Here is a 26,456-nt window from a genome sequence, read left to right as displayed (position 1 = left end):
GTAGATGCCGTGTAAGAACTGGATCAGCGTTTTCCCCGGCCCTCACCCCCAGCCCCTCTCCCGCAAGCGGGCGAGGGGAGCCGATCTGCGTTAATTCCCGCCAATCCCCAACGCCACCATCTTCTTGTACAACGTCGACCGCCCCAGCCCCAATCCCTTGGCCGCTTCAATCACGTTGCCGTTATGCGCCGCCAGGCTCTGTTCTATCAACTCGCGCTCAAACGCCGCCCGGGCGCGGTAGAAGTCCTGCTCGCCCATTGCCCGCGGCGCCGACTGAGCCGCCGGCACCGGACTAAACCGCCCAATCGCCGTGCGCAACGCCGCAGCCGTCAGCAGCGGCTCATCACTCAGCAACGCCGCGCGCTCCAGCACGTTGCGCAGTTCGCGAATGTTGCCGGGCCACGCATGGCTGGCCAGCAACCCTAGTGCGTCACCGCCCAGTTCGTAATGCCCGCGCCCGTCGCGCAATAGCAGCTCATCGAGAATCGCATCGCACAGCGCCGGCAAATCATCCAGCCGTTCGCGCAAGGCGGGCACCTGAATCGGCAGCACGTTCAGGCGGTAGTACAAGTCGGCACGGAAGCGGCCGTCGGCCACGGCGGTTTCCAAGTCCAACGAGGTGGCGGCGATCAGGCGGATGTCGCTGCGCAACATCTGGTTCGAGCCCACCGGTTCGTATTCTTTCTCTTGCAACACCCGCAGCAGTTTGCTTTGCAGCGCCAACGGCATGTCGCCTATTTCGTCGAGAAACAGCGTGCCGCCTTCGGCCAGTTGCAGCTTGCCGGAGCGGCCCTTGCGGTCGGCGCCGGTAAACGCGCCGGGGGCTGTACCGAAGAATTCCGCTTCCAATAGCATCTCAGGAATGGCCGCGCAGTTAACGCTGACGAAGGGTTTGTAAGCCCGCGTGCTGGCGCTGTGAATGGCATGGGCGAGCAGTTCCTTGCCGGTGCCGGTTTCGCCCAGCAACAGCACCGGACTTTCACTGCCGGCCGCCCGCCGCGCATGGCGCTTCACTTCCAGGCTGCGGGCGCTGGTACCGATGAAGTTCGAGAAGCTGTACTTCGCCTGCCGCGCTTGCAGCAGTGAGCGGGTCGAGGCGAGTTCTTTTTGAATCTGGGTGAAACGCGTGACCAGCGGCGCCAGGCGGGTGAGTTGGTCGAACAGGGCGAAACCAATGGCGCCGATTACCTTGCCCGCCGCATCGTGAATCGGCAGACGCATGACCACCAACGGGCCGTTCGGGGTGTCGAGCATGTCCAACAAGATCGGCTCGCCGGTTTCCGCTACCTGGCGCATCAGGCTGCCGGGAATGACTTTTTCCACTTCCTGGCCGACCGCCGCTTTGGCATTTGGCTGGCCGTAGCGGTGGGCGTAGCGCTCGTTCATCCAGACGATGCGCGCCTCTTTATCGACAATCACCGTGCCCTCGCTCGACTGCTCAACAATCTCGAACAACGAACGGATCGCCAGTTGGCGTACCTGCTTGTAGTCCTTGAGGTTGTCGGCGTCTTTCATGGGCGTGGGCCTTGGTGCAGAGGAGGGCGCCAGCGTGCCAGAAAACCCGCGCCCACGCATACAGGTGGAACTAAACGCAGCGGCGTGGAACTACCACACTGTGCGGTCTAGAGCATCTGGCTGGAAAAAGCTTCGCGGCTAAAGCCGCTCCTACAGGTGGTGCGAACTGTGGGAGCGGCTTTAGCTGCGATGCGGTCGCGCAGACCGAGCCAACAACACAACAAACATGAGGTTCGCCGTGAATACTCAAGTCGAAAAAAGCCGCTACGCCCGTTTCGCCATGCGCTGTTCCAATTGGGCGGAGCGCTGGTTCCCGGATTCCTGGGTGTTCGCCACCTTGGCAGTGCTGTTGGTTACCGTGGCGGTGTTGGCGATGGGCGCGCCGCCGGCACAGGCGGCGAAAGCGTTTGGCGATGGGTTCTGGAGCTTGATTCCCTTCACCATGCAGATGGCCTTTGTGGTTATCGGCGGCTACGTGGTGGCCAGTTCCGGGCCGGCATCGCGATTGATCGACGTGCTGGCCCGCGTGCCGAAAAACGGGCGCTCGGCGGTGGCCTGGGTGGCGCTGATTTCCATGGCCGCCTCGTTGCTCAATTGGGGCTTGAGCTTGGTGTTCGGCGGCCTGCTGGTGCGTGCGCTGGCGCGTCGCGAAGAGCTGCATATGGACTACCGCGCAGCCGGCGCGGCGGCGTATTTGGGCTTGGGCGCGGTGTGGGCGTTGGGGCTGTCGTCGTCAGCGGCGCAGTTGCAAGCCAACCCCACCAGCTTGCCGCCTTCCATTCTGGCGATCACCGGCGTCATTCCGTTTACCGAAACCATTTTTCTCTGGCAGTCCGGCGTGTTGCTGCTGGCGTTGGTGGTGGTGTCACTGGTGATTGCTTACGTCACGGCGCCCAGCGCCACCAGTGCGCGTGATGCCAAAGCGTGCGGCATCGACCCCAGCTTCACGGTCGCCAAGCTGGAAAAGCCAAGCCGCCCCGGCGAGTGGCTGGAGCACAGCCCGTTGCTGATTATTCTGCTGGTGCTGTTGGCCGCCGGTTGGCTGGCCCAGGAGTTCGCCAGCAAGCCGGCCATCGTCGCCATCTCTGGCTTGAACACGTACAACCTGCTGTTCCTGATGGTCGGTGCGTTGCTGCATTGGCGGCCGCGTAGTTTTCTTGATGCCGTGGCGCGCGCGGTGCCGACCACCACGGGCGTGCTAATTCAGTTCCCGCTGTACGGCTCCATCGCCGCGCTGATGACCACCGTCAACGGCAGCGACGGCCAGACGGTGGCGCACCACATTTCCACGTTCTTTGTGCAAATCGCTTCCCACGACACCTACGCGCTACTGATGGGCGCGTACTCGGCGGTGCTCGGTTTCTTTATTCCCTCGGGCGGCGGCAAGTGGATTATCGAGGCGCCGTACGTGATGCAGGTGGCCAATGAGCTGCAATACCACCGCGGTTGGGCGGTACAGATTTACAACGCCGCCGAGGCGCTGCCGAATCTGATCAACCCGTTCTATATGTTGCCGCTGCTGGGCGTGTTGGGCTTGCGCGCACGTGACCTGATCGGCTTCTCGTTTGTGCAATTGCTGGTGCACACGCCGCTGGTGCTGTTTTTGCTCTGGGCGCTGGGCACCACCTTGCAGTACACGCCGCCGGTGGCGCCGTAGCTACGCGATGTTCTTCAGGCGTGCCAAGTCTTTCAACGGCGGCGCGCCGAACAGACGACGGTATTCGCGGCTGAACTGCGACGGGCTTTCATAGCCGACACGGTAACCGGCCGCCGCCACTTCCAGGCCTTCGCTCATCATCAGCCGCTGCGCTTCCTGCAGGCGCAGTTGCTTCTGGTATTGCAGCGGGCTCATGGCGGTGACGGCCTTAAAGCGATGGTGCAGGGCCGAGACGCTGAGGTTGGCCACGCGCGCCAAGTCTTCAATGCGCAGCGGCTGGTCGAAGTTGCAGTTAAGCCATTCGACGGCGCGGGTAATGCGGTGGGATTGGCTGTCGGCCATGGCGATTTCGATCAGTTGCTGACCTTGCGGACTGCGCAGCAAGCGGTAGTAAATTTCCCGCAGGGCCAGGGGCGCCAACATGGCGATGTCCCGTGGTGTATCGAGCAAGCGGGTCAGGCGTAGCACGGTGTCGAGCAACGAGGCGTCGATGCGGTCGACGTACATGCCCCGGCTGGCAGGGCGTGCCGGCAAACCCACGGGGCCGACGTCGGTGATCATGCGGGTGATTTCCGCCGGGTCGAGGTCCAGGCGCAGACACAGGTAAGGCTTGTCCGGGCAGGCTTCGGTGACGCGTCCGGTGATCGGCAAGGTGACCGACACCACCAGGAAATTCAGCGCGTCGTACACATAACTTTCGCCTGCCAGCGTCACTTCTTTGCGGCCTTGGGCAATGATGCACAACGCCGGTTTGTGCACGCCGCGCGCCATGGGCGTGGGCTCGTCGATGCGAATCAGGCTCAGCGGCCCGATGGCGGTTTGAAAGGGGCCTTGCGCAGGCGTGAAGCGTTGAATCAACGTCGCCAATTCGTGTTGGCGTTGCTGGACTTCGGTTTCCATACGGGCCTCCTTCAATAAACAAGCACCTGAATCGAGGGTGATTCGATCCTGCCGCGCAGCTTGCGCACGCGAGCGCCGTTTGCCTAGCGCCCGCCGCGTGTTTGAGCAGGATTAGGCAAGCATAAGACAGGATTGGATAAACGCCGTAATCCCCATGGCCTTAGCCTGCGCAAGCGCGGCTCAGTGCTCGACAGACATTTGCAGGATTAGGCAAAACGAAAGCAGGAAACGGATAACTCCCCGGCGCGCCACTGCGTAATCTGGCAAGCGTGGAAATCACGCACGGCCGCCCGGCCAGCGTCCCGCGATTCTGTTTCTGACTTTCAAGGAGAACGACTCATGTCTGAGCAAGTCAGCACGTTGGTATTTATCAAAGCCAGTGAAACCCCACGCGCCCGCACCGAGCTGGAAGGCCGCTTGCAACAGTTGGTCAGCCAGTCGCGCGGCCAGCCGGGTTGCCTGGCGTATTCGCTGCAACGTTCCCTCACCGATCAGCAACTGTGGCTGCTGCAAGGCACCTGGCAGTCCACCGATGCCTTGAACGCCTACCTGTGCCAACCGCCGCTGCAAGTGCTGGGCGGCTTGATCGGCGAGTACCTGGTTCGCGAAATCGACCTGCACACTTTCAGCGGCGCCGTCGGCGCTGTCGATGCCATTACCGCCAGCCCTCACGCACAGGCGTTTGCCTGAAAACGCGGCGGCTGGCCCAGCTCGGCGTCAACGTCCACCAGCATGGCGATCATTGCCCGCGCCGCTGCTGAAAGCCGATAACCGGCGCGGCTGACCACGCCGCAGCGCGCTTGCAGACTGTCGATATCGGTCGGCAGGTTGCGCCAGTACAGGGGCAGCAGTTCGCCCCGTTGCAACTCTTGATGAAACGCTTCCTCGGTGCCAATGCCGATGGCATCGGTGTGCCGCACGATCTGCACCAGCGCCGGAATATGCTCGCAGGTGACACTGGGGGCGAAGTCACTGCGCCCGCTCAGGTTGGCGATGAACTTGCGCGCACCGGCGGGAATTTTCGGCGAAGCCAGCGGGTAGTCGAACATGTCGTTGGTCGACAGGCTTTCCTTGGCCAGCAATGGGTGCCCCGGCCGGCAAAAGAACATGCCCCGGCGCGGGGTAATGGCTTGCGTCTGAAAATTCGGGTCGGCTTCGAACTGGGTGATGTCGGCGACGAAAAATTCAATTTCATCGCGGGCCAGGCTGCGCCCGAGTTTCTCCCAGTTGTCCACCTCGAACCCCAGGTTTACGCGCGGGTAGAGTTGAAGAAACCGCGCCACCGCCGACGGCACCAGCTGCACGGCCGGCGCCGGGCCGCAGCCGAAGCGCAGGTCGCCGGCGTCGAGCTTGGTCATCTGCTCAATTTCACTGCTTAGGTTGGCGGCGCCTTGCACCAGGCGCAGCGCGTGTTGCAGCACTACCTGGCCCTCGGGCGTGGGGCGCAGGTCTTTGTTGCCACGGTCCACCAGGGCGCAGCCGAATTCCTGTTCCAAGCCTTGAATGCTGCGGCTGAACGCCGGCTGCGTAATGCCGATGGCATCGGCTGCGCGCACGAAACTGCGGTGCTCCAGTAGGGCTATGAAATAGCGCAGTTGTCTGAGATCCATATGCTTTCCTGGCATCGAAAAAATAAGTCGAAGGCATTTGCTGCTGTATGGGTGCTGGTTTTAAATGCAGGCTCTTATTCCGTCAACAAAGCATGTTTGTATTGGTTAGAACATAAACGAATATGAATATGGCGACGCGCACAAGGGGAGCCGCATGGCCACACAGCACCGCAATTCGCTTAATCATCGTCTGCGTCTAGCCCGAGCCCGTACCGACGGCAGCATGCGCCTGTGTTGCCAGGCCTAAAAAACCGGCAGACGTAGGCCTCGCGCCCACGTACTCGCCCCGTTAACCCAGCCAATTTTTCGAGCACCGCGATTGCGCGGTGGGGGATCGTTTTGCCCGCCGTTCGGGCAAACGAGCAGATAAGGATGTGCACGATGCGTTCGACCAGTCACCCGTTTACCCAGCGCCTGGCGCGGCCCTTGAGCTTGAGCCGCGTCGCCACCCCGGACTATGCCCTGACCCTGATTCTGGCCCTGAGCAGTGCCGGTGCCTGGGCCAGCGAAACCGTCGATACCGGCGCCAGCGAGGAGGGCGCTGCTGCCACGGCCACTGCCGGCAAAACCGCAAAAAGCGATACGGCCCTGCAGAAAGTCACCGTCACCGCCCGACGCCGCGAAGAAGACGCCCAAGACGTGCCCACGCCGATCACCACCCTCAGCGGCGCGACTCTGGAAACCCAGCGCATCTACCGCGTGCAGGATCTGCAGCAAGTGCTGCCCAGCGTCAACGTCGCTTTTATTCATGCGCGCCAATCCAGCGTGGCGGTGCGCGGCATCGGCAATAACCCGGCCAGTGACGGCCTGGAAGGCAGCGCCGGCATTTACCTCGATAACGTCTACCTAGGCCGCCCCGGCATGGCCGTGTTCGACATGCTCGACATCGAACAAATCGAACTGCTGCGCGGCCCGCAAGGCACGTTGTTCGGCAAGAACACCACGGCGGGTGTGCTCAATATCAGCACGAAAAAACCCACCTTCAGCCCCGAGCGCACGGTGGAAGTGTCCGGCGGCGAGAACGGCTATTTCCAAGGTAAGGGCACGGTATCCGGCGGCCTGACCGACACCCTGGCCGGGCGCCTGTCGGCCTACCGCACCCGCGACGATGGCTACACCCACAACATTTATAACGGCGACGACCTCAACGGCGGCGAGCGCCAGGGCGTGCGCGGGCAGTTGTTGTTCCAGCCCAACGACGACTTCAGCCTGCGTTGGATTAATGACTACAATGAGGAGGATTCCAGCACCGGCACCATGGTCGTCTACGGCGCGCCGGCGCTGTACCGCAGCCGCGCGGCGCTGGTCGGCGCCTCGCCGGTGTACGACCGTGATCGCCAGGTGGTGAATATCAATGGTCGGCAAAACGTTAGCGTGCACCAGGGCGGCAGTTCGGTAGAGGCGAACTGGAACCTCAATGGCGGCTACACGCTCACCTCGGTCAGTGCCTACCGCTACTGGCACTTCACCCCGGCCAACGACGAAAGCCTCGACGTGTCGGCCATCAACAACACCGGCGTGGAAGTTCACGACCGCCAGTTCTCCCAGGAATTTCGCCTGGCATCGCCCACCGGCGGCTTCTTCGATTACGTCGTCGGTGCCTACGTTTTCAATTCAAACCTGGGCAACAAAACCTTCACCGACTACGGCCCCGATGCCGACCGTTTCCTGTTACCAAGCCCGCAGAACAGCTTGGGCGCGCTGAATAACGTGTCGACCAAAGCCAACGGCAAAGTGGTTACCGACAGCTACGCGCTGTTCGGCCAAGGCACCTTCCACCTCACCGACCGCCTGGACTTTACCGCCGGGTTACGCGGCACCTATGAAGAGAAACAAGCCAAGGTCGAACGTTTCACACCAGAGGGCGGCGCGCCTGTTACGGGCGCCGGGCTGACCGTGCGCAACCGTCAATTGGGTGCCTACGACTCTGGCGACCTGAGCCTGCACAACGCGTCGCCATCGGGATTGTTGAGCCTGAGTTACAAATTCAGCGACGAAGTGTTGGGCTACGCCAGCCTGTCCCATGGCGAGAAATCCGGCGGCGTGAACCTGGCAGTCGCCAGCGCGCCAACGGCCGGTGCCGACTCTTTGCTGGTCGGCCCTGAGCGCGCCAACGATGCCGAGTTGGGCTTCAAAAGCACATTGCTGGACCGGCGACTGTTGCTGAACGCCAACCTGTTCTGGACCGGCATCCACGGCTATCAGGCCACCACGCTGTATCAACCGGCCGGCAGCACCAACCTCGTACAAGTGCTCGCCAACGCCGGGAGTGTGCGCAGCCGTGGCGTGGAATTCGAAGCCACGGCGCTGCTGACGCGCGGCCTGACCGTGAACGTCAACGGCTCGTACAACGACGTCACCTACCTGTCGTTCGAAAACGCCCCATGCCCTGGCGAAGTGTCCACGGCACCCGGTGCGCCAGCCACCTGCGATCTCACCGGCGAGCCCGTGGTCGGCGCCTCGAAGTGGATTGGCAACATCAACGGCGAATACAAATGGCAAACCGACGGCGGCTTCGAACCGTACGTCAACGCCAGCTATTCGTACCGCTCCGAAGCCGAAGGCACGCTAGACAACTCCGACCTCTCGCGAATCGACGGCTACGGCCTGGTCAACCTTTCAACCGGGGTGCGAACCGACCTCGGTGACGGCCAGCTCGACGCCTCCTTGTGGCTGAAAAACGCCACCGACAAAGAGTATTACCTGAGCGCCTTTGCCTACCTGAACGGCGCCTACACCGCGTCGGTGGGTCAGCCGCGCACTGCCGGCGTGACCCTGCGTTACGACTTTTAACCCCGAGCCTGCCCTTAAAAAATCAAGCCGAAAGTGAGGAACCACCCATGAGCAATGCAGCACTGGCCACTCCCCTGAGCAACACCCTGCACCTGGACATTCGCCGCGTGGCCGGCCGAATCGGCGCCGAAATTCGCGGCGTGAAATTGTCCGCCGACCTGGATGCCGACACCGTTGCCGCCATCCAGCAAGCGCTGGTCGAACACAAAGTCATCTTCTTCCGTGGCCAGACTCATCTCGACGACGCCAGCCAGGAAGCCTTCGCCAAACTGCTCGGCGAACCCGTGGCACACCCGACCGTGCCGGTGGTAGACGGCACCCATTTCCTGCTCGAACTGGACTCCGCCAAAGGCGCGCGCGCTAGCTCCTGGCACACCGACGTGACCTTCGTCGACGCCTACCCGAAAGCCTCGATTCTGCGTTCGGTAGTCGTACCCGAATACGGCGGCGACACCACCTGGGCCAACACCGCCACCGCCTACGAACACCTGCCGAGCGAGCTGAAAGAGCTGGCCGACAAACTGGTGGCCATCCACAGCAACGAATACGACTACGCCGCCATCAAGCCCAACGCTCAGGTCGAAGCGGCCGAGCACTACCGCAAAGTCTTCACCTCCACCGTGTACGAAACCGAGCACCCGGTCGTGCGCGTGCACCCAGTCAGCGGCGAGCGCAGCTTGTTGCTCGGGCATTTCGTCAAACGCATCAAAGGCTACAGCGCGCCAGACTCGGCGCACCTGTTCAACCTGTTGCAAAGCCACGTCACGCGCCTGGAAAACACCGTGCGCTGGACCTGGCAAGTGGGCGACGTGGCGATCTGGGACAACCGCTCCACCCAGCACTACGCCGTCGACGACTACGGCAACCAGTCGCGCATCGTGCGCCGCGTGACCCTGCACGGCGAAGTGCCCTACGGCGTTAACGGTCAGCGCAGCCACACCATCAAAAAAGCCTGAGCCACTCAGTAGCCCGTCGAGTGCGGCGGGCTTTTCACACCTGGAGAAACTGCACCATGAGCCACGCCGCCACCGCGTTGCGCCACACCGAACCCGCTTTCGCCATCGTGCCGCTGCACCACGCCCCGCTGGGCGCCGAAGTGCACGGTCTCGACGCCCGCCAGCCGTTGACTGCCGAGCAGGTACTGGCGCTGAAACAAGCCCTGCGCGACCACCACATTCTGATCTTCAAAAACCAGCAACTGGACGACCCGCAGTACCTGCACTTCACCAGCTACTTCGGCTCGGTATTTCAGCCACCGGCCGACATTCCCGTACTGTCCTCCGGCGCCGACGGCAAAGCGCCGGCCATCGTTCGCGTCGCCAATACCGAAGGCGGTGAACTGGGCAACTTCGCCTTGCCCGCCCACAGCGACCACCAATGGACGCCCACGCCCTCAGCCGGCTCGTTGCTCTACGCGCTGGAAGTGCCGAGCAAGGGCGGGGAGACCAGCTGGACCAACCTGGCCCTGGCCTACGAAACGCTGCCTGAAACCACCAAAGCCGAAATCGAAGGCCTACGCCTGATCAACTACAACCCCTTCGTACGCCTGAAAAGCGGCGGCTACGGCGGCACCTTCGCCACCTACCGAACGCCCGACATCGAACCCATCCAAGGCACCGAGCACCCGCTGGTACGCGTACACCCCGACAGCGGCAAAAAACTGCTCTTCCTCAGCGTGCACACCGAAGTGGAAATCCCCGGCTACGACCCCGAAAAAGGCCAAGAACTGATCGCCCGCCTGCGCCAACACCTGCAAAACCCCGCGCTCTACTACACCCACAAATGGCAGGTCGGCGACATCGTCTACTGGGACAACCAAGCCACCCTGCATGCCCGCAACGCCTTTGACGCTAAAGAGCGGCGTAACCTTAAACGGATCAGCTTGGCGGGAAGTCGGCCGTTTTGAGATTGGTGTTTGCAGGAATCGCGGCTAAAGCCGCTCCCACAGGACGGCGAATAACCTGTGGGAGCGGCTTTAGCCGCGATGTTTTTTTGATCTACCGCTTCTGATCTACCGCTTTTGATCTGGCTTGTGATTTACCCGCCCCATTCATCGCAGGCCGAGTGGAGTCGACGTGGAGGGGGTTGAGCGGCCGGGAGCCGCGAAAGGCGTGTCGGGCCATGGATGGCCCTTATCGCGGGGACGCCTAGTCCGTGCCCCCGGAGCGGCGATGGAGGGAGGGAAGTCGGAGCGCAGCGGAGACCCAAGGTAGGGGCAAGCGTTTTTGCTTACTTTTTCCGCGACTGGAAAAAGTGAGTCGCGCGTAAGGCGCGAAACAAAAACGTTCAGCGCACGCGGTAATGAATACCGCCGCCCGTGCCATATGCATACGGCTTAAGATTCTGGATCCCCGCGTGCGCGAGGATGACGGAGGTTTTTTTCGAGTGATGAGTTAGGTCAGCGCACGCGGTAACGAATAGCTCCGCACTTCACACCGGTGTACGGCTTGAGACTCTGGATCCCGAATTGTCGGACCACCGCATTCGCGAGGATGACGGAGGTTTTTTTCGAGTGATGAGTCAGGTCAGCACATGCGGTAATGAATACCGCCGCACTTCACACCGTGTACGACTGGAAACGCTGGATCCCGAACTGTCGGACCACCGCCTTCGCGGGAATGACGGAGGTTTTTTTCGAATGATGGGTCAGGTCTGAATACCTGCCCACTTTTCCCCAGCGCAAAACCCTTTCCGCCTAAATTTCCCCCCCACCCACACGTCCCTTCTTCCAACAGCCACCGAACGCGCGGGCGCGCCTTTGGTTGCGTCGCTGCCTACCCACGGAGTTCCACACCCCATGCAAGTCGCCGCCTCGCGTGTCACCGCCCCGGAAGAAGCGCTTTACCACTTCGAAGAAAGCCCATTGCTGGCGCGGCAAAAGCGCCAGGAATCCAACGCCCGTAGCTACCCGCGGCGCATCCCTCTGGCACTCAAGCGCGCCCGTGGCATCTACGTGGAAGACGTCGAAGGCCGCACCTTTATCGACTGCCTCGCCGGCGCTGGAACCCTGGCGTTGGGCCACAACCATCCGGTGGTGATCGACGCCATTCGCCAAGTGCTCAACGACGAACTGCCGCTGCACACGCTCGACCTGACCACGCCGGTCAAAGACCAGTTTGTGCAAGACCTCTTCGCCGTGCTGCCCGAAGGCCTGGCCCGCGAGGCAAAAATCCAGTTCTGTGGCCCCACGGGCACCGACGCGGTGGAAGCCGCGCTGAAGCTGGTGCGCACGGCTACCGGCCGTAGCGGCATTCTGTCGTTCCAGGGCGGCTACCACGGCATGAGCCTCGGCGCGCTGAATCTGATGGGCAACCACGGCCCGAAGAAGCCCTTGGGTGCGGTGCTCGGCAATGGCGTGCAGTTTTTGCCGTATCCCTACGACTACCGTTGCCCGTTTGGCCTCGGCGGCGAGCAGGGCGTGCAGGTCAATCTCAATTACCTGGAAAACCTGATCAACGATCCCGAAGGCGGCGTGCTGTTGCCAGCAGCGGTGATTGTGGAAGTGGTGCAAGGCGAGGGCGGTGTCATTCCTGCCGACATTGCGTGGCTACAAGGCCTGCGACGGATCACCGAACGCGCCGGCATCGCCCTGATCGTTGATGAAATACAAAGCGGCTTTGCCCGCACCGGGAAAATGTTTGCCTTTGAACACGCCGGCATCATTCCCGATGTAGTGGTGCTGTCCAAAGCCATCGGCGGCAGCCTGCCGTTGGCCGTGGTGGTGTATCGCGAGTGGCTCGACACCTGGGCACCCGGCGCCCATGCCGGCACGTTCCGGGGCAACCAAATGGCGATGGCGGCTGGTTCCGCCGTGCTGCGTTACCTGCGCGAACACGACATCGCCAGCCACGCCACGGCCATGGGCGAACGGCTGACCGAGCATTTGCGCACGCTGCAACGGGACTATCCGCAGATGGGCGACATTCGAGGGCGCGGCCTGATGCTCGGCGTTGAACTGGTGGACCCGCGCGGCAGGGTCGACAACCTCGGCCATCCGCCTGCATTCACGGCGCTGGCTTCGCGGGTTCAAGCGGAGTGCCTCAAGCGCGGACTGATTCTGGAACTCGGCGGCCGCCATGGCAGCGTGGTGCGCTTTCTGCCGCCGCTGATTATCAGCGCCGAACAGATCGATGAAGTGGCCGCGCGCTTCGCCCGCGCGTTCGCCGCTGCAGTGGACGCGCTGGCATGAACGCCATTGCCCCGGCGCTGACGATCAGGCCGCTGCTCAGTAGCGGCGGCGTGCTGCCACTGCTGATTCAGGCGCCCGCGCCGGGCTTGGATTTGCTGGAAATGCTTGGGCAAATCCGGCCGCTGGTGGACAGCCATTTGCTCAAGGCGGGCGGCATTTTGTTTCGCGGTTTCGAGGTGGGCGAGCCCGAGCGTTTCCGCGCCTTCGCCGCCGGCTTTGGTCACGACCTGCTCAATTACGAATTCGGCTCCACGCCGCGCAGCAACGTGACGCAGGGCGTTTACACCTCCACCGAATACCCGGCCCATCAGCGCATTCCACTGCACAACGAGCAGGCTTACACCCGCGAATGGCCGATGAAGATTTGGTTCTACAGCATGATCGCCGCCGAAACCGGCGGCGAAACGCCGATTGCCGACAGCCGTGAGATTTTCCGCCGCACTCCCCAGCGCATTCACGAGCGCTTTAACCGTCACGGCCTGATGTACGTACGCAACTTCGGCAATGGCCTCGACGTGCCGTGGGAGCAAGTATTCAACAGCGACGACCCGGCCGTGGTCGAAGCCTATTGCGCGCGCCACGCCATCACCTGTGAATGGAAAGACGACGGCGAGCTGCGCACCCGCCAGATTTGCCAAGCCGTGGCGCGGCATCCGGTGACGGGGGAAGACGTGTGGTTCAACCAGGCGCACCTGTTTCACCTCTCCAACCTGGCGGCCGACATCCGCGAAAACCTGCTGGACATCGTTGATGAAGAAGACCTGCCGCGAAACGTCTACTACGGCGACGGCAGCCCCATCGAAGACAGCCTGCTGGATGAAATACGCAGCGTGCTCGACGATTGCGCAATCCGCTTTCCCTGGCAAGCCGGCGATGTGCTGATGCTCGACAACATGCTCGCCGCCCACGCCCGCTCTACCTTCACCGGCAAACGCAAAGTGATCGTGGCGATGGCGCAGGGGCATGGAAGTTGAGCGTTCCCCCGCCATCCTGTAGGAGCGGCTTTAGCCGCGATTGGCCAGACCTGCCTAGCACGTCGTTTAAGAGCATCGCGGCTGAAGCCGCTCCTACAGAATGGCGTCGGGCTAGACGATTCCGTTCTATGCCTAAACGAATTAATTATTTAGGCGCCTTCCGAGCCGCGACTTAGAGTAGCCATCCCGCCTAATTCGGCCTCGCGCCTTGGGATTGCCATGTCTGAACTGCTCAATGCCGGCCTCGATAAGCTGACGCCAACGCCCACCGAGGCCGTCAGCCAACCGGTGAATTGGCAGCTGGAGAAAATCGTCGGCGAACTGCATGCGGTGCGCGCCGAGTGGCGCAGTAGCACGGGCCGTTCGCGCGAGTTAGTGGGGCGCGAATTGCCGTCGCGTCAGGCCATGGCGAATATTCTCGATGGGCTGATTGGCGCGCTGTTTCCCATGCGGTTGGGGCCGAGCAATCTGCGTCAGGAAAGCGAAGATTTCTACGTCGGCCACACCCTCGATAACGCCCTTAACTGCCTGCTGATTCAGGTGCGCCTGGAGCTCGCTTACGCGGCGCGTCACCGCGGCGAAGAGCCTAATGGCGAGGCGGCAGCAGTGGCCATCGTTCGGGATTTCGCCAGCGCCTTGCCCGGCATTCGCCGCTTGCTCGACAGCGACGTAATCGCCGCCTACCAAGGCGACCCAGCCGCCCGCAGCGTCGACGAGGTGCTGCTGTGCTACCCCGGCATTCTGGCGGTGATTCACCATCGCATGGCGCACCATTTGTACCGCGCCGGTTTGCCATTGTTGGCGCGTATCAGTGCCGAGCTGGCGCACTCGGCGACCGGCATCGACATTCACCCTGGCGCGCAAATTGGCCACAGTTTTTTCATCGATCACGGCACTGGCGTGGTGATCGGCGAAACCGCGATCATCGGCAACCACGTGCGCATTTACCAAGCCGTGACCCTGGGCGCCAAACGCTTCAGCGCCGACGAAAATGGCCAGCTGCACAAAGGCCAGCCGCGTCACCCGATTGTGGAAGACGACGTGGTGATTTACGCCGGCGCCACCATTCTGGGGCGCATCACGTTGGGCAAAGGCTCGACCATCGGCGGCAACGTCTGGCTCACGCGCAGCGTGCCGGCCGGCAGCAACGTCACCCAAGCCACGGCGCAAAGCCAACCGGCCGGTCAGTAACGCCTTCTGCAAAACCCGTCAGCCGACCCGCGCGGCTGACGGTTCCCCGCCCCACATCCGCGCAGCGCCTCTAGCGCGGGCATTTGTCACAGACCCGTGACACTTTTCTTGGCACTGAATCGGAATTTCTCGCTCATACGCTGCGTAGAATTTGGCGCACCTCACCGCCAACCCACTTAAACAGGGAACGCCCATGACCGGCGACCGCATCGACGCGAATTTTTTCCAGCTGGCTGCATGCCCCCGCGCACCACGTTTGGTTGCAAACCGAGGGCCTGCGCTTGCTGAGTTTTGCCAAGGCCGCTCGGGTTGCGCAGGGCTTTGCCAACCTCGATGCGCAGGGTCGTTTGCCCGCCGATGCGGTGGCCGAAACCATGAACACGGCGCGCATGACCCACAGTTTCGCCATGGCTCATGTGCAGGGCATTCCCGGTTGCCTGGAGTTGGTTGAGCACGGCGTCGCCGCGTTGCTCGGGCCGTTGCGCGATGCCGAGCATGGCGGCTGGTTTGCGGTGGCTGAACACCGCGACGGCAACACTGGCAAAGCCGCTTATTTGCATGCGTTCGTGGCGTTGGCCGCCAGCTCAGCGCTGCAAGCGGGCGCTGCGGGTGCCGGGCAGTTGTTGGCGCAGGCGGTGCAGATAATTGATGAATATTTCTGGAGCGAGGAGGAGGGCGCGCTACGCGAATCCTTCGCTCGCGACTGGACCGACGAAGAAGCGTATCGCGGTGCCAACAGCAATATGCACGGCACCGAAGCATTCCTCGCCCTGGCCGACGCCACCGGCGAAACCCGCTGGCTAGAGCGCGCGCTGCGGATGGTTGAGCGACTGATTCATGGCCACGCGGCCGACAACGGCTACGGCGTCATCGAACATTTCGACCGTCAATGGCAGCCGCAACTGGATTACAACCTGGCCAATCCAGCCGATGGTTTTCGCCCATACGGCACCACGCCCGGCCACGCATTTGAATGGGCCCGGTTGGTGCTGCACCTGGAAGCTTCGCTGCAACGCGCCAACTACGCAGCGCCCGATTGGCTGCTGCATGACGCCGTTGGGTTGTTCGATGCGGCCTGCCGCTACGCCTGGAATGTCGATGGGGCACCGGGGTTGGTCTACACGCTGGATTGGCAAAATAAGCCCGTGGTGCGCCCCCGTTTGCACTGGGTGCATGCCGAGGCGAGCGCCACGGCGGCGGCGCTGCTCAAGCGCACCGGCGAGCAGCGTTATGAAGTGTGGTACCGGCGGTTCTGGGATTTTATCGAGGCTTATTTCATCGACCGCGAGCAGGGCAGCTGGCACCACGAGCTGGATGTTCACAACGTGCCATCGGCCACTATTTGGGCGGGAAAACCGGATTTGTATCACGCGTATCAGGCAGTTTGCCTGCCGCAAATTGGCCTGGCGCCGAGCCTCACAGCCGCGCTGGCCGAGCTTTCCAGGCTAGTGCCAAGAACCTAAAAGTTTTGTCACGGAGCTGTGACATTTACGCGTCCCTTCGTTACCTCAGGAGCTAAAACGCTTGATTAGAATCCATCGCAACGCAAGCTTCCGACTTGCCTGTATAACAACAAGAAGGTACTTCAGATGAACGCGATCAACCGACTCGCCGCTGTTATTTCCCTCGCCTCCCTATTTCCCCTCAGCGCCCTTGCCGCCGATGCCCCTACAGAGTCCAAAGGCACTGTAGAAGTGGTGCACTGGTGGACGTCTGGCGGTGAAGCCAAAGCCATCGACGTGCTGCGCAAACTGGTGGAAAAAGACGGCTACACCTGGAAAGACAGTGCCGTGGCCGGCGGTGGTGGTGCTGCTGCCATGACCGTACTGAAAACCCGCGCCGTTTCCGGCAACCCACCTTCCGCCGCCCAGATCAAAGGCCCTGACCTGCAAGACTGGGGCGCCCTCGGTTTGCTGACCGAGCTGGACGATGTGTCCAAGGCCAATAACTGGGACAAATTGCTGTCCAAAACCGTCGCCGACACCATGAAGTACGACGATCACTACGTGGCCGTACCGGTGAACATTCACCGCGTTAACTGGCTGTGGATCAACCCCGTCGCGATGAAAAAAGCTGGCATCGACAAGGCGCCGACTACCCTCGACGAACTGTTCGCCGCTGCTGAAAAATTCAAGGCCGCCGGTTTCATTCCGTTGGCTCACGGTGGTCAACCGTGGCAAGACAGCACCGTCTTTGAAGACCTGGTGCTGAGCATCATGGGCGCAGACGGCTACACCAAAGCGTTCATCGAGCAAGACGAAGACACCCTCACCAGCGCCAAAATGACCGAAGTGTTCAAAGCCCTGAAAAAACTTCAGGGCTACATGGATCCGGACGGCACCGGCCAGGACTGGAACCTGGAAGCGGCCAAGGTCATCAACGGCAAAGCCGGCATGCAAATCATGGGTGACTGGGCCAAGAGCGAGTGGAGCGCGGCAGGCAAGAAAGCCGGCACCGACTTCGAGTGTGTGCCGTTCCCAGGTACGCAAGGCAGCTTCACCTACAACATCGACTCGCTGGCCATGTTCAAGCTCTCGGCGAAGAACAACACGCCGGGCAACATCGCTGCGCAGAACGAAGTGGCGAAGATCATCCTCGAGCCTGAATTCCAGTACGTGTTCAACCAGAACAAAGGTTCGATCCCGGTGCGTGACGACTTGGATATGACCAAGTTCGACAGCTGTGGCCAGGCCGCTATGGCCGACTTCAAGGCCGCCGACAAAGCCGGCACCCTGAAGCCAAGCATGGCCCACAACATGGCGACCTCCCTGGCGGTACAAGGGGCGATCTTCGATGTGGTGACCAACTTCATGAGCGACAAGAACGCCGACCCAACCAAGGCCGGTGCGCAGATGGCTTCGGCTATCAAGGCCGCGATGTAAGTGCTTGACCGCTGCCGGTTCGCCGGCAGCTTTACCTCCAACGCTCTGCTGCCTCGGCAGCCCCTCGACAACGGCCACGCCTGCGTCGCGGGGAGCGTTTGGACTGAATTTCTCTAAGACTGGGTTATGCCGATGAGCACCGTGGCGGTATTTAACAAGGCCTCACCGTTCGACACCTTGCAGCGCTGGCTTCCGAAACTGGTCGTCGCGCCGAGCATGTTGCTGATTCTGGTGGGCTTCTACGGATACATCCTCTGGACGTTCATTCTGTCCTTTACCAATTCCAGCTTCATGCCGAGCTACAAGTGGGTCGGCGTGCAGCAATACGTGCGCCTGCTCGACAACGACCGCTGGTGGGTCGCGAGTAAAAACCTGGTGCTGTTTGGCGGCATGTTTATCGCCATCAGCCTGATACTCGGCGTGTTCCTCGCGGTGCTGCTGGACCAGCGCATTCGCAAAGAAGGCTTCATTCGCACCATTTACCTGTACCCGATGGCGCTCTCGATGATCGTCACCGGTACCGCCTGGAAATGGCTGCTCAACCCGGGCCTCGGCCTGGACAAAATGCTGCGTGACTGGGGCTGGGAAGGCTTCCGCCTCGACTGGCTGGTGGATCAGGAGCGCGTGGTGTACTGCCTGGTGATCGCCGCCGTGTGGCAGGCCTCGGGCTTTGTGATGGCGATGTTCCTCGCCGGTCTGCGCGGTGTTGATCAATCGATTATTCGCGCCGCACAAGTGGACGGCGCCAGCCTGCCGACCATCTACCTGCGCATCGTATTGCCGAGTCTGCGGCCGGTGTTTTTCAGCGCCTTCATGATTCTGGCGCACATCTCGATCAAGAGCTTCGACCTGGTGGCGGCCATGACCGCAGGCGGTCCTGGTTACTCGTCCGATCTGCCGGCGATGTTCATGTATTCCTTCACCTTCAGCCGCGGCCAGATGGGCATCGGTTCAGCCAGCGCCATGCTGATGCTGGGCGCGATCCTGACCATTCTGGTGCCGTACCTGTACTCCGAGCTGCGGAACAAACGCCATGACTGATTCCATTGCTGTAAGCCCAATGGCCCGCCCGTACGGTAAAACGTCGTTCAGCTTCAGCCGCCTGGCGATTTACGTCACCTTGTTCGGCGCCGCCGCCGTGTACCTGGTGCCGCTGGTGGTGATGCTGCTGACCAGTTTCAAAAGCCCCGACGACATTCGCACCGGCAACCTGCTGAGCTGGCCGCAAATGATCGACGGCATCGGCTGGATCAAGGCCTGGGACATCGTCGGCGGCTACTTCTGGAACTCGGTGAAAATCACCGTGCCAGCGGTGCTGATCTCCACCTTTATCGGTGCCATGAACGGCTACGTGCTGTCGATGTGGCGCTTTCGCGGGTCGCAGTTGTTCTTCGGTCTGCTGCTGTTTGGCTGCTTCCTGCCGTTCCAGACCGTGCTGCTGCCGGCCTCGTTCACCCTCGGCAAACTCGGCCTGGCCAACACCACCACCGGCCTGGTGCTGATTCACGTGGTGTACGGCATGGCCTTTACCACGCTGTTCTTCCGCAACTTCTACGTGGCGATTCCCGATGCCCTGGTCAAGGCCGCGCGCCTCGACGGCGCCGGCTTCTTCACCATTTTCGGGCGGATTCTGCTGCCCATGTCGGTGCCGATCATCATGGTCTGCCTCATCTGGCAGTTCACCCAGATCTGGAACGACTTTCTCTTTGGTGTGGTGTTCGCCAGTGGCGACGCTCAACCGATCACGGTGGCCCTCAATAACCTGGTGAACACCAGCACCGGGGCCAAGGAATACAACGTAGACATGGCGGCGGCGATGATCGCCGGCCTGCCAACGCTGCTGGTCTACATCGTCGCGGGCAAGTACTTCCTGCGTGGACTCACGGCCGGCGCGGTCAAGGGGTGAAACATGGCAACTCTCGAACTTAAAAACGTCAAGAAAACCTACGGCAGCGGCTTGCCGGACACCCTCAAAGACATCGAACTGAAGATCGAGTCCGGCGAGTTTCTGATTTTGGTGGGCCCGTCTGGCTGCGGTAAATCGACCCTGATGAACTGCATCGCCGGCCTGGAAAATATTACCGGTGGCGAGATTCTCGTCGACGGCGCTGACATCAGCGGCATGAGCCCGAAAGACCGTGACATTGCCATGGTGTTTCAGTCGTACGCCCTGTACCCGACCATGAACGTGCGCGAGAACATCGCCTTCGGGTTGAAGATGCGCAAGATGAGCGCGGCGGCCATCGAAGAAGAAGTGTCTCGCGTGGCCAAGCTGCTGCAGATCGAACACCTGCTGGCGCGCAAGCCGGGCCAGCTTTCCGGCGGCCAGCAACAGCGTGTGGCCATGGGCCGGGCACTGGCACGGCGGCCGAAGATTTACCTGTTCGACGAACCGCTGTCGAACCTCGACGCCAAGCTGCGCGTTGAGATGCGCACCGAAATCAAGCTGATGCACCAGCGCCTGAAAACCACCACCGTTTACGTCACCCACGACCAGATTGAAGCCATGACCTTGGGCGACAAAGTGGCGGTGATGAAAGATGGCGTGGTGCAGCAATTCGGCACCCCGCAACAGATTTACAACGACCCGGCCAACCTGTTCGTGGCGAGCTTTATTGGTTCGCCGCCCATGAACTTCATTCCCCTGCGCCTGCAACGTCGCGACGGCCGTCTGTTGGCACTGCTGGATTCCGGGCAGGCGCGTTGCGAGTTGCCGCTGGCCATGCAGGACGAAGGGCTGGAAAACCGCGAAGTGATTCTGGGCATTCGCCCCGAGCAAATTTGCCTGGCTGCGGCCGGCTCCAGCCTGCCGAGCATTTTGTCCGAAGTGGAAGTGATCGAGCCGACCGGCCCCGACACCCTGGTATTCGTCAACCTCAACCAAACCAAAGTCTGCTGCCGCCTGGCACCGGACATGGCGCCGCGTGTGGGCGACACCCTGGAGCTGCAATTCGACCCGGACAAAGTGCTGCTGTTCGACGCCAAGAGTGGAGAGCGCCTGGGGCTGCTGGGAAAGTCGCAACCCGCTGAAAAAGCAGGGCGTGTGACGCGGTTGATTCCGCGCGAAGGCTAAGCGCATCGCGGCTAAAGCCGCTCCTACAAAACCGTGTAGGAGCGGCTTTAGCCGCGATAGGGCAAACACCGATTTAAGCAGTACCCCCACCGCAAGGCGGGGCCCTTGATATGTACCGACGCGCAACCGTTATCCGAAGCGCAACAACAATAAAAATGAGTGGAGTGGATATGAGCACAATGAAAAAAAGTCTCTGGGCACTGCCGTGCGCCCTGGCAATGTTCCCGTGGTCGGCCCAGGCCCTGGAGTTCAGCGGCTATACCCGTAACGGCATCGGCACCTCGGTAAACAGTTCCGGCCAGCAGTGCTTCCAGCTGCAAGGCGCGAAGTCCAAATACCGGTTGGGTAACGAATGCGAGCAATACACTGAATTGGACCTGCGTCAGGACCTGTTCAAGCTCGACGACGGTTCGGTGTTGAGCGTCGAGGGCATGGCCCAGCTCTACAACCAGTACGACAAAACCCCGAAATACACTGGCGACTACGGCTTCGCCCGCATGAACCAGATGTACGCCGAGTGGAGCAACATGCCCGCGCTCAATGGCGGTTCGTTCTGGGCCGGTCGGCGTTTCTACAAACGAAACGACATCCATATCTCCGACTTCTACTATTGGAACCAGAGCGCCACCGGTTTCGGCTTCGACGAAGTTCAGATCGGTGACCTGAAGTACAGCTACGTGTTCTCGCGTAAAGACAACTACGACCAGGAACCGTACATCAACCGTCACGACTTCAACGTCGACGGCTTCAACACCAACCCCAACGGCACCGTGCAAGTAGGCGTCAGCTACATCGACAAGCCCGACAGCACCGACGCCCACAGCGGTTACTCGGTAACCGTGCAGCACAAACAGAAAGAATTCCTCGGCGGCGTTAACACCCTGGCCTTCCAATACGGCGTCGGCCCCGGCACTGGTCTTGGCTACACCGGCGATCCGACGCTGGACGACAGTGCAACCAACTGGCGCGTGGTGGAATTCTTCGATTGGCAGGTGACCAAACATTTCGGCGGTCAGTTCGAAATCGTCTACGAAAAAGACAAGCGCGAAGACGGCCAGGACCAGAACTGGCTCTCCGTTGGCGTGCGTCCGGTGTATGCAATTACCGACACCTTCAAGTTCGTCACCGAACTGGGCCGCGACCAGGTTGAAGCCCCTGGCGGTACGCGCAAGCTGACCAAATTCACCGTCGCCCCGACGTGGTCGCCGATGGGTCCGGGCTTCACCACCCGTCCTGAATTCCGCTTGTATTACACCTACGCAAGCTGGAACGAAGCAGCCCAACGCTCGGCCAGCATGGTCGCAGCGGGTTCGGCACTGTCTCGACACCGGCGCCTTTGGCACCGATCTGCACGGCTCAAACTTTGGTGCGCAAGTCGAATACTGGTGGAAGTGATGCCTGAGCGCGGTCGATGAGCCGAAAGACAGTCAGGCCTATCGTGCCGCGCCCGGAACTTGTGGCGGCCAGCGAGCAGATGCGTATAGAGGACAACCCTCTGCACGCCCTGCTGGTTGACGCCGGCAAGCCCCTTTTCAGTTGGACGCGCCATCAGGAGCGCGACCTTTTTCTAATCAGCCATCCCACCTGCGAGGCGGTGTTTAGCCGGCAGGGCGGGCAGTTGCTGCATTTCCAACCGCGCGGCCAACGGCCTTGGCTGTGGTGCGCCGCGCGCTGGCCTAAACATGGCGCCATCCGTGGCGGTGTGCCGGTGTGCTGGCCGTGGTTCAGTCGACACCCGACCGAAAGCGGCTGGCCGTCCCATGGCTGGGCGCGGCTCAGCGACTGGGAGTTGATCAGCCATGAAGCCGACGCCACCGGCGTGCGCCTGCATTGGCGGTTGGACTTGTGCGAGTGGCAAGTAGAACTGTTTGCCGAACTGGGCGCCGAGCTGAAATTGCGCCTGGTCACCCAGCATCAGGACAGCGAACCGTGCCAGCTCAGCCATGCCTTACACGGCTATTGGCGCGTGGGCGACATGGCCCAGGTGGCGCTGCGCGGCCTGGAGCGCGCGCACGGCTACGACCTGTTATTGCGCGACGACTTCCAGCAAAACAGCCCGCTGCGTTTGGACAACGGCTGCCACCGCGTGTACCGGCGGGCAGGGCGCATCGACCTGGATGACCAACTGTGGCGGCGCCGGTTACAGATCGACACCAGCGGCGGCGCCAACACCGTGATCTGGCACCCCGGCGCGCGGCCGTTAGCCGATGTCGGTTGGCATGAGGCGTTGGGGTTTGTCTCGGTGCAGGCGGCGAGTTGCCGGGAAGACAGCGTGACGATTGGGCCGGGGGAAGAGGCGGAGTTGCGCTTGCATGTTCGGGCGGTGTGACCTTTAAAAGCATCGCGGCTAAAGCCGCTCCCACAAATTGCACGACGTGTAGGAGCGGCTTCAGCCGCGATTGGCGCAACGCCGATATAGAAATGAACTACCCCGGATCATCCTCATTCGGATACCGGCTGGCATTCAAACTCTCTTTGATCTTGCGCAAATGCGGCTGGAAATCCACGCCTCGGCGCAGGGTTACGCCGGTGGCAAGCACGTCGAGCACGGTGAGCTGGATGATGCGCGAGGTCATCGGCATGTAAATGTCGGTGTCCTCCGGCAGGGGAATATCCACGCTCAAGGTGCTGGTCTTGGCCAGCGGCGAATTGGCTGCCGTCAGGCTCAACACCGAGGCGCCGTTTTCGCGGGCCACGCGCGCCACTTCCACCAGTTCACGGGTGCGGCCGGTGTAGGAAATGATCACGAACAAATCGCCGGTATGGGCCACCGAGGCGAGCATGCGTTGCATCAGCACGTCGGCATGGGCGGTGACGGCGAGGTTGAAGCGGAAGAATTTGTGCTGCGCATCCAGCGCCACCGAGGCGGAGGCGCCGAGGCCGAAGAAGTTGATTTGCCGGGCCTGAATCAGAAGGTCCACGGCGCGGCTGATTTTCTGCGGATCAAGCTGGCGGCAAGCGCTGTCGAGCGAGGCGATGGCACTGCCAAAAATCTTCTGGGTATAGGCCTCGGGCACATCGTCGGCTTCCACTGCCCGGCTTACATATGCCGCGCCGCTGGCCAGGCTTTGCGCCAGCTGCATTTTCAGTTCGGGGTAACCGCTGACGCCAAACGAGCGGCAAAAGCGATTCACCGTCGGCTCGCTCACTTGGGCTTCTTGGGCCAGGGTGGCGATGCTGAAACGGGTGGCCTGTTGCGGACTGCGCAGAATGGCTTCCGCCACTTTACGTTCGGCTTTGTTCAGCTCGGCCAGTCGGCTTTGGATCTGCTCCAACAGGTTACGCACGCGTTCCATCTGGTTTCCTCGGTGATACGGGCCAATTGCAGCCGCTACGCTTGAGGCGCGGGCAGGGCGGCCTATCCTAACTGTGAGGCCCTGCAAACGGCCACTGTCGACAGTGAGATGGGCAAAATGTTGTTTTGTTTACAACATTTAAGCTTGATTTCAGCCGGTTAACGCGGTATTTCTTCCAATACTTGATAAAAGAACAAATATCATGCCCGTGATCACTGCAAAACCCTGCACCCTTATCCTGTTCGGCGCTCTGGGCGACCTGGCGTTGCGCAAGCTCTTTCCCGCCCTGTATCAGCTTGATCGCGCCGGCTTGCTGCACGCCGATACGCGCATCATCTGCCTGGCCCGGGACAAGGGCGAACCCGCTACACACCTGGCGTTTATCGATGATTGGATGCACCGCTACATCCCGGTCATGGACCTGGACGGCGAAGTGCTCGAACGTTTTCGCCAGCGCCTGCGCTACATCAGCATGGAATTCGCCCAGCCGGACGATTACGCCGCGCTGGTGAACGAAGTGGGCACTGCCGACACGCTGATCGCCTATTTCGCCACGCCGGCGTTCGTGTACGGCGCCATCTGCGCCAACCTCGCCGCTTGCGGTCTGGCCGAGAAAACCCGCGTGGTGCTGGAAAAGCCCATCGGCCACAACCTGGAATCGTCACGCGCCATCAACGATGCCGTCGCCGCGCATTTCCCGGAAAGCCAGATCTACCGCATCGACCATTACTTGGGCAAAGAGACGGTGCAAAACCTCATTGCCCTGCGTTTTGCCAACAGCCTGTTCGAAACCCAGTGGAACCAGCACCACATTTCCCACGTGGAAATCACCGTGGCCGAAGTGGTGGGCATTGAAGGGCGCTGGGGTTACTTCGATCAGGCCGGGCAACTGCGCGACATGATTCAGAACCACCTGCTGCAACTGCTCTGCCTGATCGCCATGGACCCGCCCAGCGACCTGTCGGCCGACAGCATTCGTGATGAGAAAGTGAAAGTGCTTAAAGCGCTGGCGCCCATCACCCCGGAACAGCTCAGCCGCCAAGTGGTACGGGGCCAGTACGTGGCGGGCAGCAGCGCCGGCAAACCGGTGCCGGGCTACCTCGAAGAAGACAACGCCAACCTGCAGAGCGATACCGAAACGTATGTGGCGGTGCGCGCGGAAATTCGCAACTGGCGCTGGTCCGGCGTGCCGTTCTACCTGCGCACCGGCAAACGCATGCCGCAGAAGCTGTCGCAGATCGTTATTCACTTCAAAGAGTCGTCGCACTACATCTTCGCGCCGGAACAACGGCCGCTGGTGAGCAACCGGCTGATCATTCGCCTGCAACCGGACGAAGGCATTTCCCTGCAAGTGATGACCAAAGATCAGGGCCTGGATAAAGGCATGCAACTGCGCAGCGGCCCGTTGCAGCTCAACTTCTCCGAAACCTACAAGGCAGCACGCATTCCCGATGCCTACGAACGGCTGTTGCTGGAAGTGACGCAAGGCAACCAGTACCTGTTCGTGCGCAAAGACGAGGTCGAACACGCTTGGCTGTGGTGCGACCAGTTAATCGCCGGCTGGAAACAGCTCGGCGACCCACCCAAGCCATATGCGGCCGGGTCCTGGGGACCCATGGCGGCCATGGCGCTGATTACCCGTGATGGGAGGTCCTGGTATGGCGATCTCTGAACTGAAATTCCCCGCTGGTGTGCAGGCGTTTAGCCAGGCATCGGCAACACAGCACGCACACGACTTGGCCGAAGCAGTGGCCGAGGCCCTGAGTACGGCGTTGCGTGAACGCGATTTCGCCAGTTTGGTGGTGTCCGGCGGCCGCAGTCCGGCGGCGTTTCTCGACGCGCTGAGCACGCAAAAGCTCGACTGGGCGCGCGTTGTCGTCAGCCTCGCTGACGAGCGCTGGGTGCCCACCGAACACAGCGACAGCAACGAAGCGTTGGTAAAACGCCACTTGCTACGCGGCGATGCGGCGCGTGCACATTTCATCGGCTTGTACCGCAGCCCGGCGTCGCTCGACGCTTCGGTGGCTGGCGCGGAGCTCGCGCTCAGCGAACTGCCGCAACCGATTGATGTACTCGTGCTGGGCATGGGCGACGACGGTCATACCGCCTCGCTATTCCCCAACAGCCCGTTGCTGGCCTCGGCCCTCAGCGCCGATTGCCCGCAGCGCTGCCTGTCAATGCTGGCGCCGACCGTGCCGCATCAACGCATCACCCTGACGCTGCCGATACTGGGTTCGGCGCGCTCGATATTTCTTGCCCTGCAAGGCCCAGCCAAGCTGGACACCTTGCAAGCCGCATTGGCGGGCGATGACGTTCACGCCATGCCAATCCGTGCCTTCCTGCGCTCGCCGCTGTCCATTTACTGGTGCCCCTGAC

Annotated in this window: 20 protein-coding genes and 1 pseudogene; 17 read left to right on the top strand and 4 right to left on the bottom strand. The window is 61.6% G+C overall.

Translation table 11 applies throughout. The features are described from left to right. Positions 1–90: 90 nt before the first annotated feature. Positions 91–1,515: a sigma-54 interaction domain-containing protein gene (locus ACZZZP_RS12385; RefSeq protein WP_463382910.1), complete on the bottom strand. Its 1,425-nt coding sequence runs from the start codon at positions 1,513–1,515 to the stop codon at positions 91–93. A 280-nt stretch (positions 1,516–1,795) separates the two neighbouring features. Between ACZZZP_RS12385 and ACZZZP_RS12380 the strand changes: the two genes are divergently transcribed. Continuing rightward, positions 1,796–3,172 (top strand): short-chain fatty acid transporter, encoded by a 1,377-nt coding sequence (locus ACZZZP_RS12380; RefSeq protein ID WP_463384707.1) that lies wholly within the window; start codon positions 1,796–1,798, stop codon positions 3,170–3,172. Here ACZZZP_RS12380 and ACZZZP_RS12375 read toward each other — a convergent pair whose 3' ends face one another. Further along, complete coding sequence (locus ACZZZP_RS12375) at positions 3,173–4,072, bottom strand: AraC family transcriptional regulator (protein WP_463382909.1); 900 nt, start codon at positions 4,070–4,072, stop codon at positions 3,173–3,175. It abuts the gene before it with no gap. A 339-nt stretch (positions 4,073–4,411) separates the two neighbouring features. Between ACZZZP_RS12375 and ACZZZP_RS12370 the strand changes: the two genes are divergently transcribed. Beyond that, the gene (locus ACZZZP_RS12370; RefSeq protein ID WP_463382908.1) at positions 4,412–4,762 is read left to right on the top strand and encodes a putative quinol monooxygenase; all 351 of its coding nucleotides are present in this window, start codon (positions 4,412–4,414) and stop codon (positions 4,760–4,762) included. On the opposite strand, the gene ACZZZP_RS12365 is transcribed toward ACZZZP_RS12370, so the two are convergent. Beyond that, positions 4,741–5,682, bottom strand: a complete 942-nt coding sequence (locus tag ACZZZP_RS12365) for a LysR family transcriptional regulator (RefSeq protein ID WP_463536557.1) — start codon at positions 5,680–5,682, stop codon at positions 4,741–4,743. The genes ACZZZP_RS12370 and ACZZZP_RS12365 overlap by 22 nt on opposite strands. A gap of 381 nt (positions 5,683–6,063) precedes the next feature. Here ACZZZP_RS12365 and ACZZZP_RS12360 point away from each other — a divergent pair, with 381 nt between their 5' ends. The 13 genes and pseudogenes from ACZZZP_RS12360 to ACZZZP_RS12300 all read left to right on the top strand — a co-directional run bounded on the left by ACZZZP_RS12360 (position 6,064) and on the right by ACZZZP_RS12300 (position 23,113). Continuing rightward, positions 6,064–8,475, top strand: a complete 2,412-nt coding sequence (locus ACZZZP_RS12360) for a TonB-dependent receptor (protein WP_463382907.1) — start codon at positions 6,064–6,066, stop codon at positions 8,473–8,475. A gap of 47 nt (positions 8,476–8,522) precedes the next feature. Next, a complete protein-coding gene (locus ACZZZP_RS12355; protein ID WP_463382906.1) occupies positions 8,523–9,431 on the top strand; it encodes a TauD/TfdA dioxygenase family protein in 909 nt (302 codons plus the stop codon). A gap of 56 nt (positions 9,432–9,487) precedes the next feature. After that, entirely contained in the window at positions 9,488–10,381 is an 894-nt protein-coding gene (locus tag ACZZZP_RS12350) for a TauD/TfdA dioxygenase family protein (RefSeq protein ID WP_463382905.1), read from the top strand. Positions 10,382–11,272: 891 nt separating this feature from the next. Next, the gene (locus ACZZZP_RS12345) at positions 11,273–12,664 is read left to right on the top strand and encodes a diaminobutyrate--2-oxoglutarate transaminase (RefSeq protein ID WP_463382904.1); all 1,392 of its coding nucleotides are present in this window, start codon (positions 11,273–11,275) and stop codon (positions 12,662–12,664) included. Continuing rightward, complete coding sequence (locus ACZZZP_RS12340) at positions 12,661–13,638, top strand: TauD/TfdA family dioxygenase (RefSeq protein WP_463382903.1); 978 nt, start codon at positions 12,661–12,663, stop codon at positions 13,636–13,638. Before ACZZZP_RS12345 ends, ACZZZP_RS12340 begins: the two co-directional genes overlap by 4 nt. A 219-nt stretch (positions 13,639–13,857) precedes the next feature. Continuing rightward, on the top strand, positions 13,858–14,829 hold the full coding sequence (gene epsC / locus ACZZZP_RS12335; protein WP_463536556.1) for a serine O-acetyltransferase EpsC: 972 nt from the start codon (positions 13,858–13,860) through the stop codon (positions 14,827–14,829). Positions 14,830–15,047: 218 nt separating this feature from the next. Continuing rightward, positions 15,048–16,292, top strand: coding sequence for a D-mannose isomerase (locus tag ACZZZP_RS12330; protein ID WP_463536952.1), 1,245 nt, complete (start codon positions 15,048–15,050; stop codon positions 16,290–16,292). Between the two features lie 126 nt (positions 16,293–16,418). Next, positions 16,419–17,711, top strand: a complete 1,293-nt coding sequence (locus ACZZZP_RS12325) for an ABC transporter substrate-binding protein (protein WP_122495600.1) — start codon at positions 16,419–16,421, stop codon at positions 17,709–17,711. Positions 17,712–17,843: 132 nt separating this feature from the next. Beyond that, positions 17,844–18,752, top strand: coding sequence for a carbohydrate ABC transporter permease (locus ACZZZP_RS12320; RefSeq protein WP_122495602.1), 909 nt, complete (start codon positions 17,844–17,846; stop codon positions 18,750–18,752). Positions 18,753–18,771: 19 nt separating this feature from the next. Then, positions 18,772–19,617, top strand: a complete 846-nt coding sequence (locus tag ACZZZP_RS12315; RefSeq protein WP_122496522.1) for a carbohydrate ABC transporter permease — start codon at positions 18,772–18,774, stop codon at positions 19,615–19,617. 3 nt (positions 19,618–19,620) lie between these two features. Beyond that, complete coding sequence (locus ACZZZP_RS12310; protein WP_463382901.1) at positions 19,621–20,784, top strand: ABC transporter ATP-binding protein; 1,164 nt, start codon at positions 19,621–19,623, stop codon at positions 20,782–20,784. A 179-nt stretch (positions 20,785–20,963) separates the two neighbouring features. Further along, positions 20,964–22,179, top strand: a pseudogene (locus tag ACZZZP_RS12305) (carbohydrate porin). Between the two features lie 85 nt (positions 22,180–22,264). After that, positions 22,265–23,113: a D-hexose-6-phosphate mutarotase gene (locus ACZZZP_RS12300; RefSeq protein WP_463384706.1), complete on the top strand. Its 849-nt coding sequence runs from the start codon at positions 22,265–22,267 to the stop codon at positions 23,111–23,113. Between the two features lie 97 nt (positions 23,114–23,210). On the opposite strand, the gene ACZZZP_RS12295 is transcribed toward ACZZZP_RS12300, so the two are convergent. Next, positions 23,211–24,071 carry a MurR/RpiR family transcriptional regulator gene (locus tag ACZZZP_RS12295; protein ID WP_205898642.1) on the bottom strand — a complete coding sequence of 287 codons (861 nt, stop codon included), beginning with the start codon at positions 24,069–24,071 and terminating at the stop codon, positions 23,211–23,213. 211 nt (positions 24,072–24,282) lie between these two features. Between ACZZZP_RS12295 and zwf the strand changes: the two genes are divergently transcribed. Together zwf and pgl are read left to right on the top strand one after the other, a co-directional pair. Further along, positions 24,283–25,752 (top strand): glucose-6-phosphate dehydrogenase, encoded by a 1,470-nt coding sequence (zwf, locus tag ACZZZP_RS12290; RefSeq protein ID WP_463382900.1) that lies wholly within the window; start codon positions 24,283–24,285, stop codon positions 25,750–25,752. Then, positions 25,739–26,455: a 6-phosphogluconolactonase gene (gene pgl / locus ACZZZP_RS12285; RefSeq protein ID WP_463382899.1), complete on the top strand. Its 717-nt coding sequence runs from the start codon at positions 25,739–25,741 to the stop codon at positions 26,453–26,455. Before zwf ends, pgl begins: the two co-directional genes overlap by 14 nt. Position 26,456 lies beyond the last annotated feature (1 nt).

The organism is Pseudomonas sp. AC211 (assembly GCF_979258055.1).
Note: the sequence above shows the minus strand (reverse complement) of the source record. Positions and strands in the feature narration are given on the sequence as shown.

What these genes read in the sequence shown, in the direction of transcription:
- ACZZZP_RS12325 (WP_122495600.1), top strand. Translation starts at nt 16,419, where the DNA reads ATGAACGCGATCAACCGACTCGCCGCTGTTATTTCCCTCGCCTCCCTA.
- ACZZZP_RS12345 (WP_463382904.1), top strand. Translation starts at nt 11,273, where the DNA reads ATGCAAGTCGCCGCCTCGCGTGTCACCGCCCCGGAAGAAGCGCTTTAC.
- ACZZZP_RS12360 (WP_463382907.1), top strand. Translation starts at nt 6,064, where the DNA reads ATGCGTTCGACCAGTCACCCGTTTACCCAGCGCCTGGCGCGGCCCTTG.
- ACZZZP_RS12365 (WP_463536557.1), bottom strand. Translation starts at nt 5,682, where the DNA reads ATGGATCTCAGACAACTGCGCTATTTCATAGCCCTACTGGAGCACCGC.
- zwf (WP_463382900.1), top strand. Translation starts at nt 24,283, where the DNA reads ATGCCCGTGATCACTGCAAAACCCTGCACCCTTATCCTGTTCGGCGCT.
- ACZZZP_RS12340 (WP_463382903.1), top strand. Translation starts at nt 12,661, where the DNA reads ATGAACGCCATTGCCCCGGCGCTGACGATCAGGCCGCTGCTCAGTAGC.
- ACZZZP_RS12370 (WP_463382908.1), top strand. Translation starts at nt 4,412, where the DNA reads ATGTCTGAGCAAGTCAGCACGTTGGTATTTATCAAAGCCAGTGAAACC.
- ACZZZP_RS12380 (WP_463384707.1), top strand. Translation starts at nt 1,796, where the DNA reads ATGCGCTGTTCCAATTGGGCGGAGCGCTGGTTCCCGGATTCCTGGGTG.
- epsC (WP_463536556.1), top strand. Translation starts at nt 13,858, where the DNA reads ATGTCTGAACTGCTCAATGCCGGCCTCGATAAGCTGACGCCAACGCCC.
- ACZZZP_RS12350 (WP_463382905.1), top strand. Translation starts at nt 9,488, where the DNA reads ATGAGCCACGCCGCCACCGCGTTGCGCCACACCGAACCCGCTTTCGCC.
- ACZZZP_RS12355 (WP_463382906.1), top strand. Translation starts at nt 8,523, where the DNA reads ATGAGCAATGCAGCACTGGCCACTCCCCTGAGCAACACCCTGCACCTG.
- ACZZZP_RS12310 (WP_463382901.1), top strand. Translation starts at nt 19,621, where the DNA reads ATGGCAACTCTCGAACTTAAAAACGTCAAGAAAACCTACGGCAGCGGC.
- pgl (WP_463382899.1), top strand. Translation starts at nt 25,739, where the DNA reads ATGGCGATCTCTGAACTGAAATTCCCCGCTGGTGTGCAGGCGTTTAGC.
- ACZZZP_RS12320 (WP_122495602.1), top strand. Translation starts at nt 17,844, where the DNA reads ATGAGCACCGTGGCGGTATTTAACAAGGCCTCACCGTTCGACACCTTG.
- ACZZZP_RS12375 (WP_463382909.1), bottom strand. Translation starts at nt 4,072, where the DNA reads ATGGAAACCGAAGTCCAGCAACGCCAACACGAATTGGCGACGTTGATT.
- ACZZZP_RS12315 (WP_122496522.1), top strand. Translation starts at nt 18,772, where the DNA reads ATGGCCCGCCCGTACGGTAAAACGTCGTTCAGCTTCAGCCGCCTGGCG.
- ACZZZP_RS12385 (WP_463382910.1), bottom strand. Translation starts at nt 1,515, where the DNA reads ATGAAAGACGCCGACAACCTCAAGGACTACAAGCAGGTACGCCAACTG.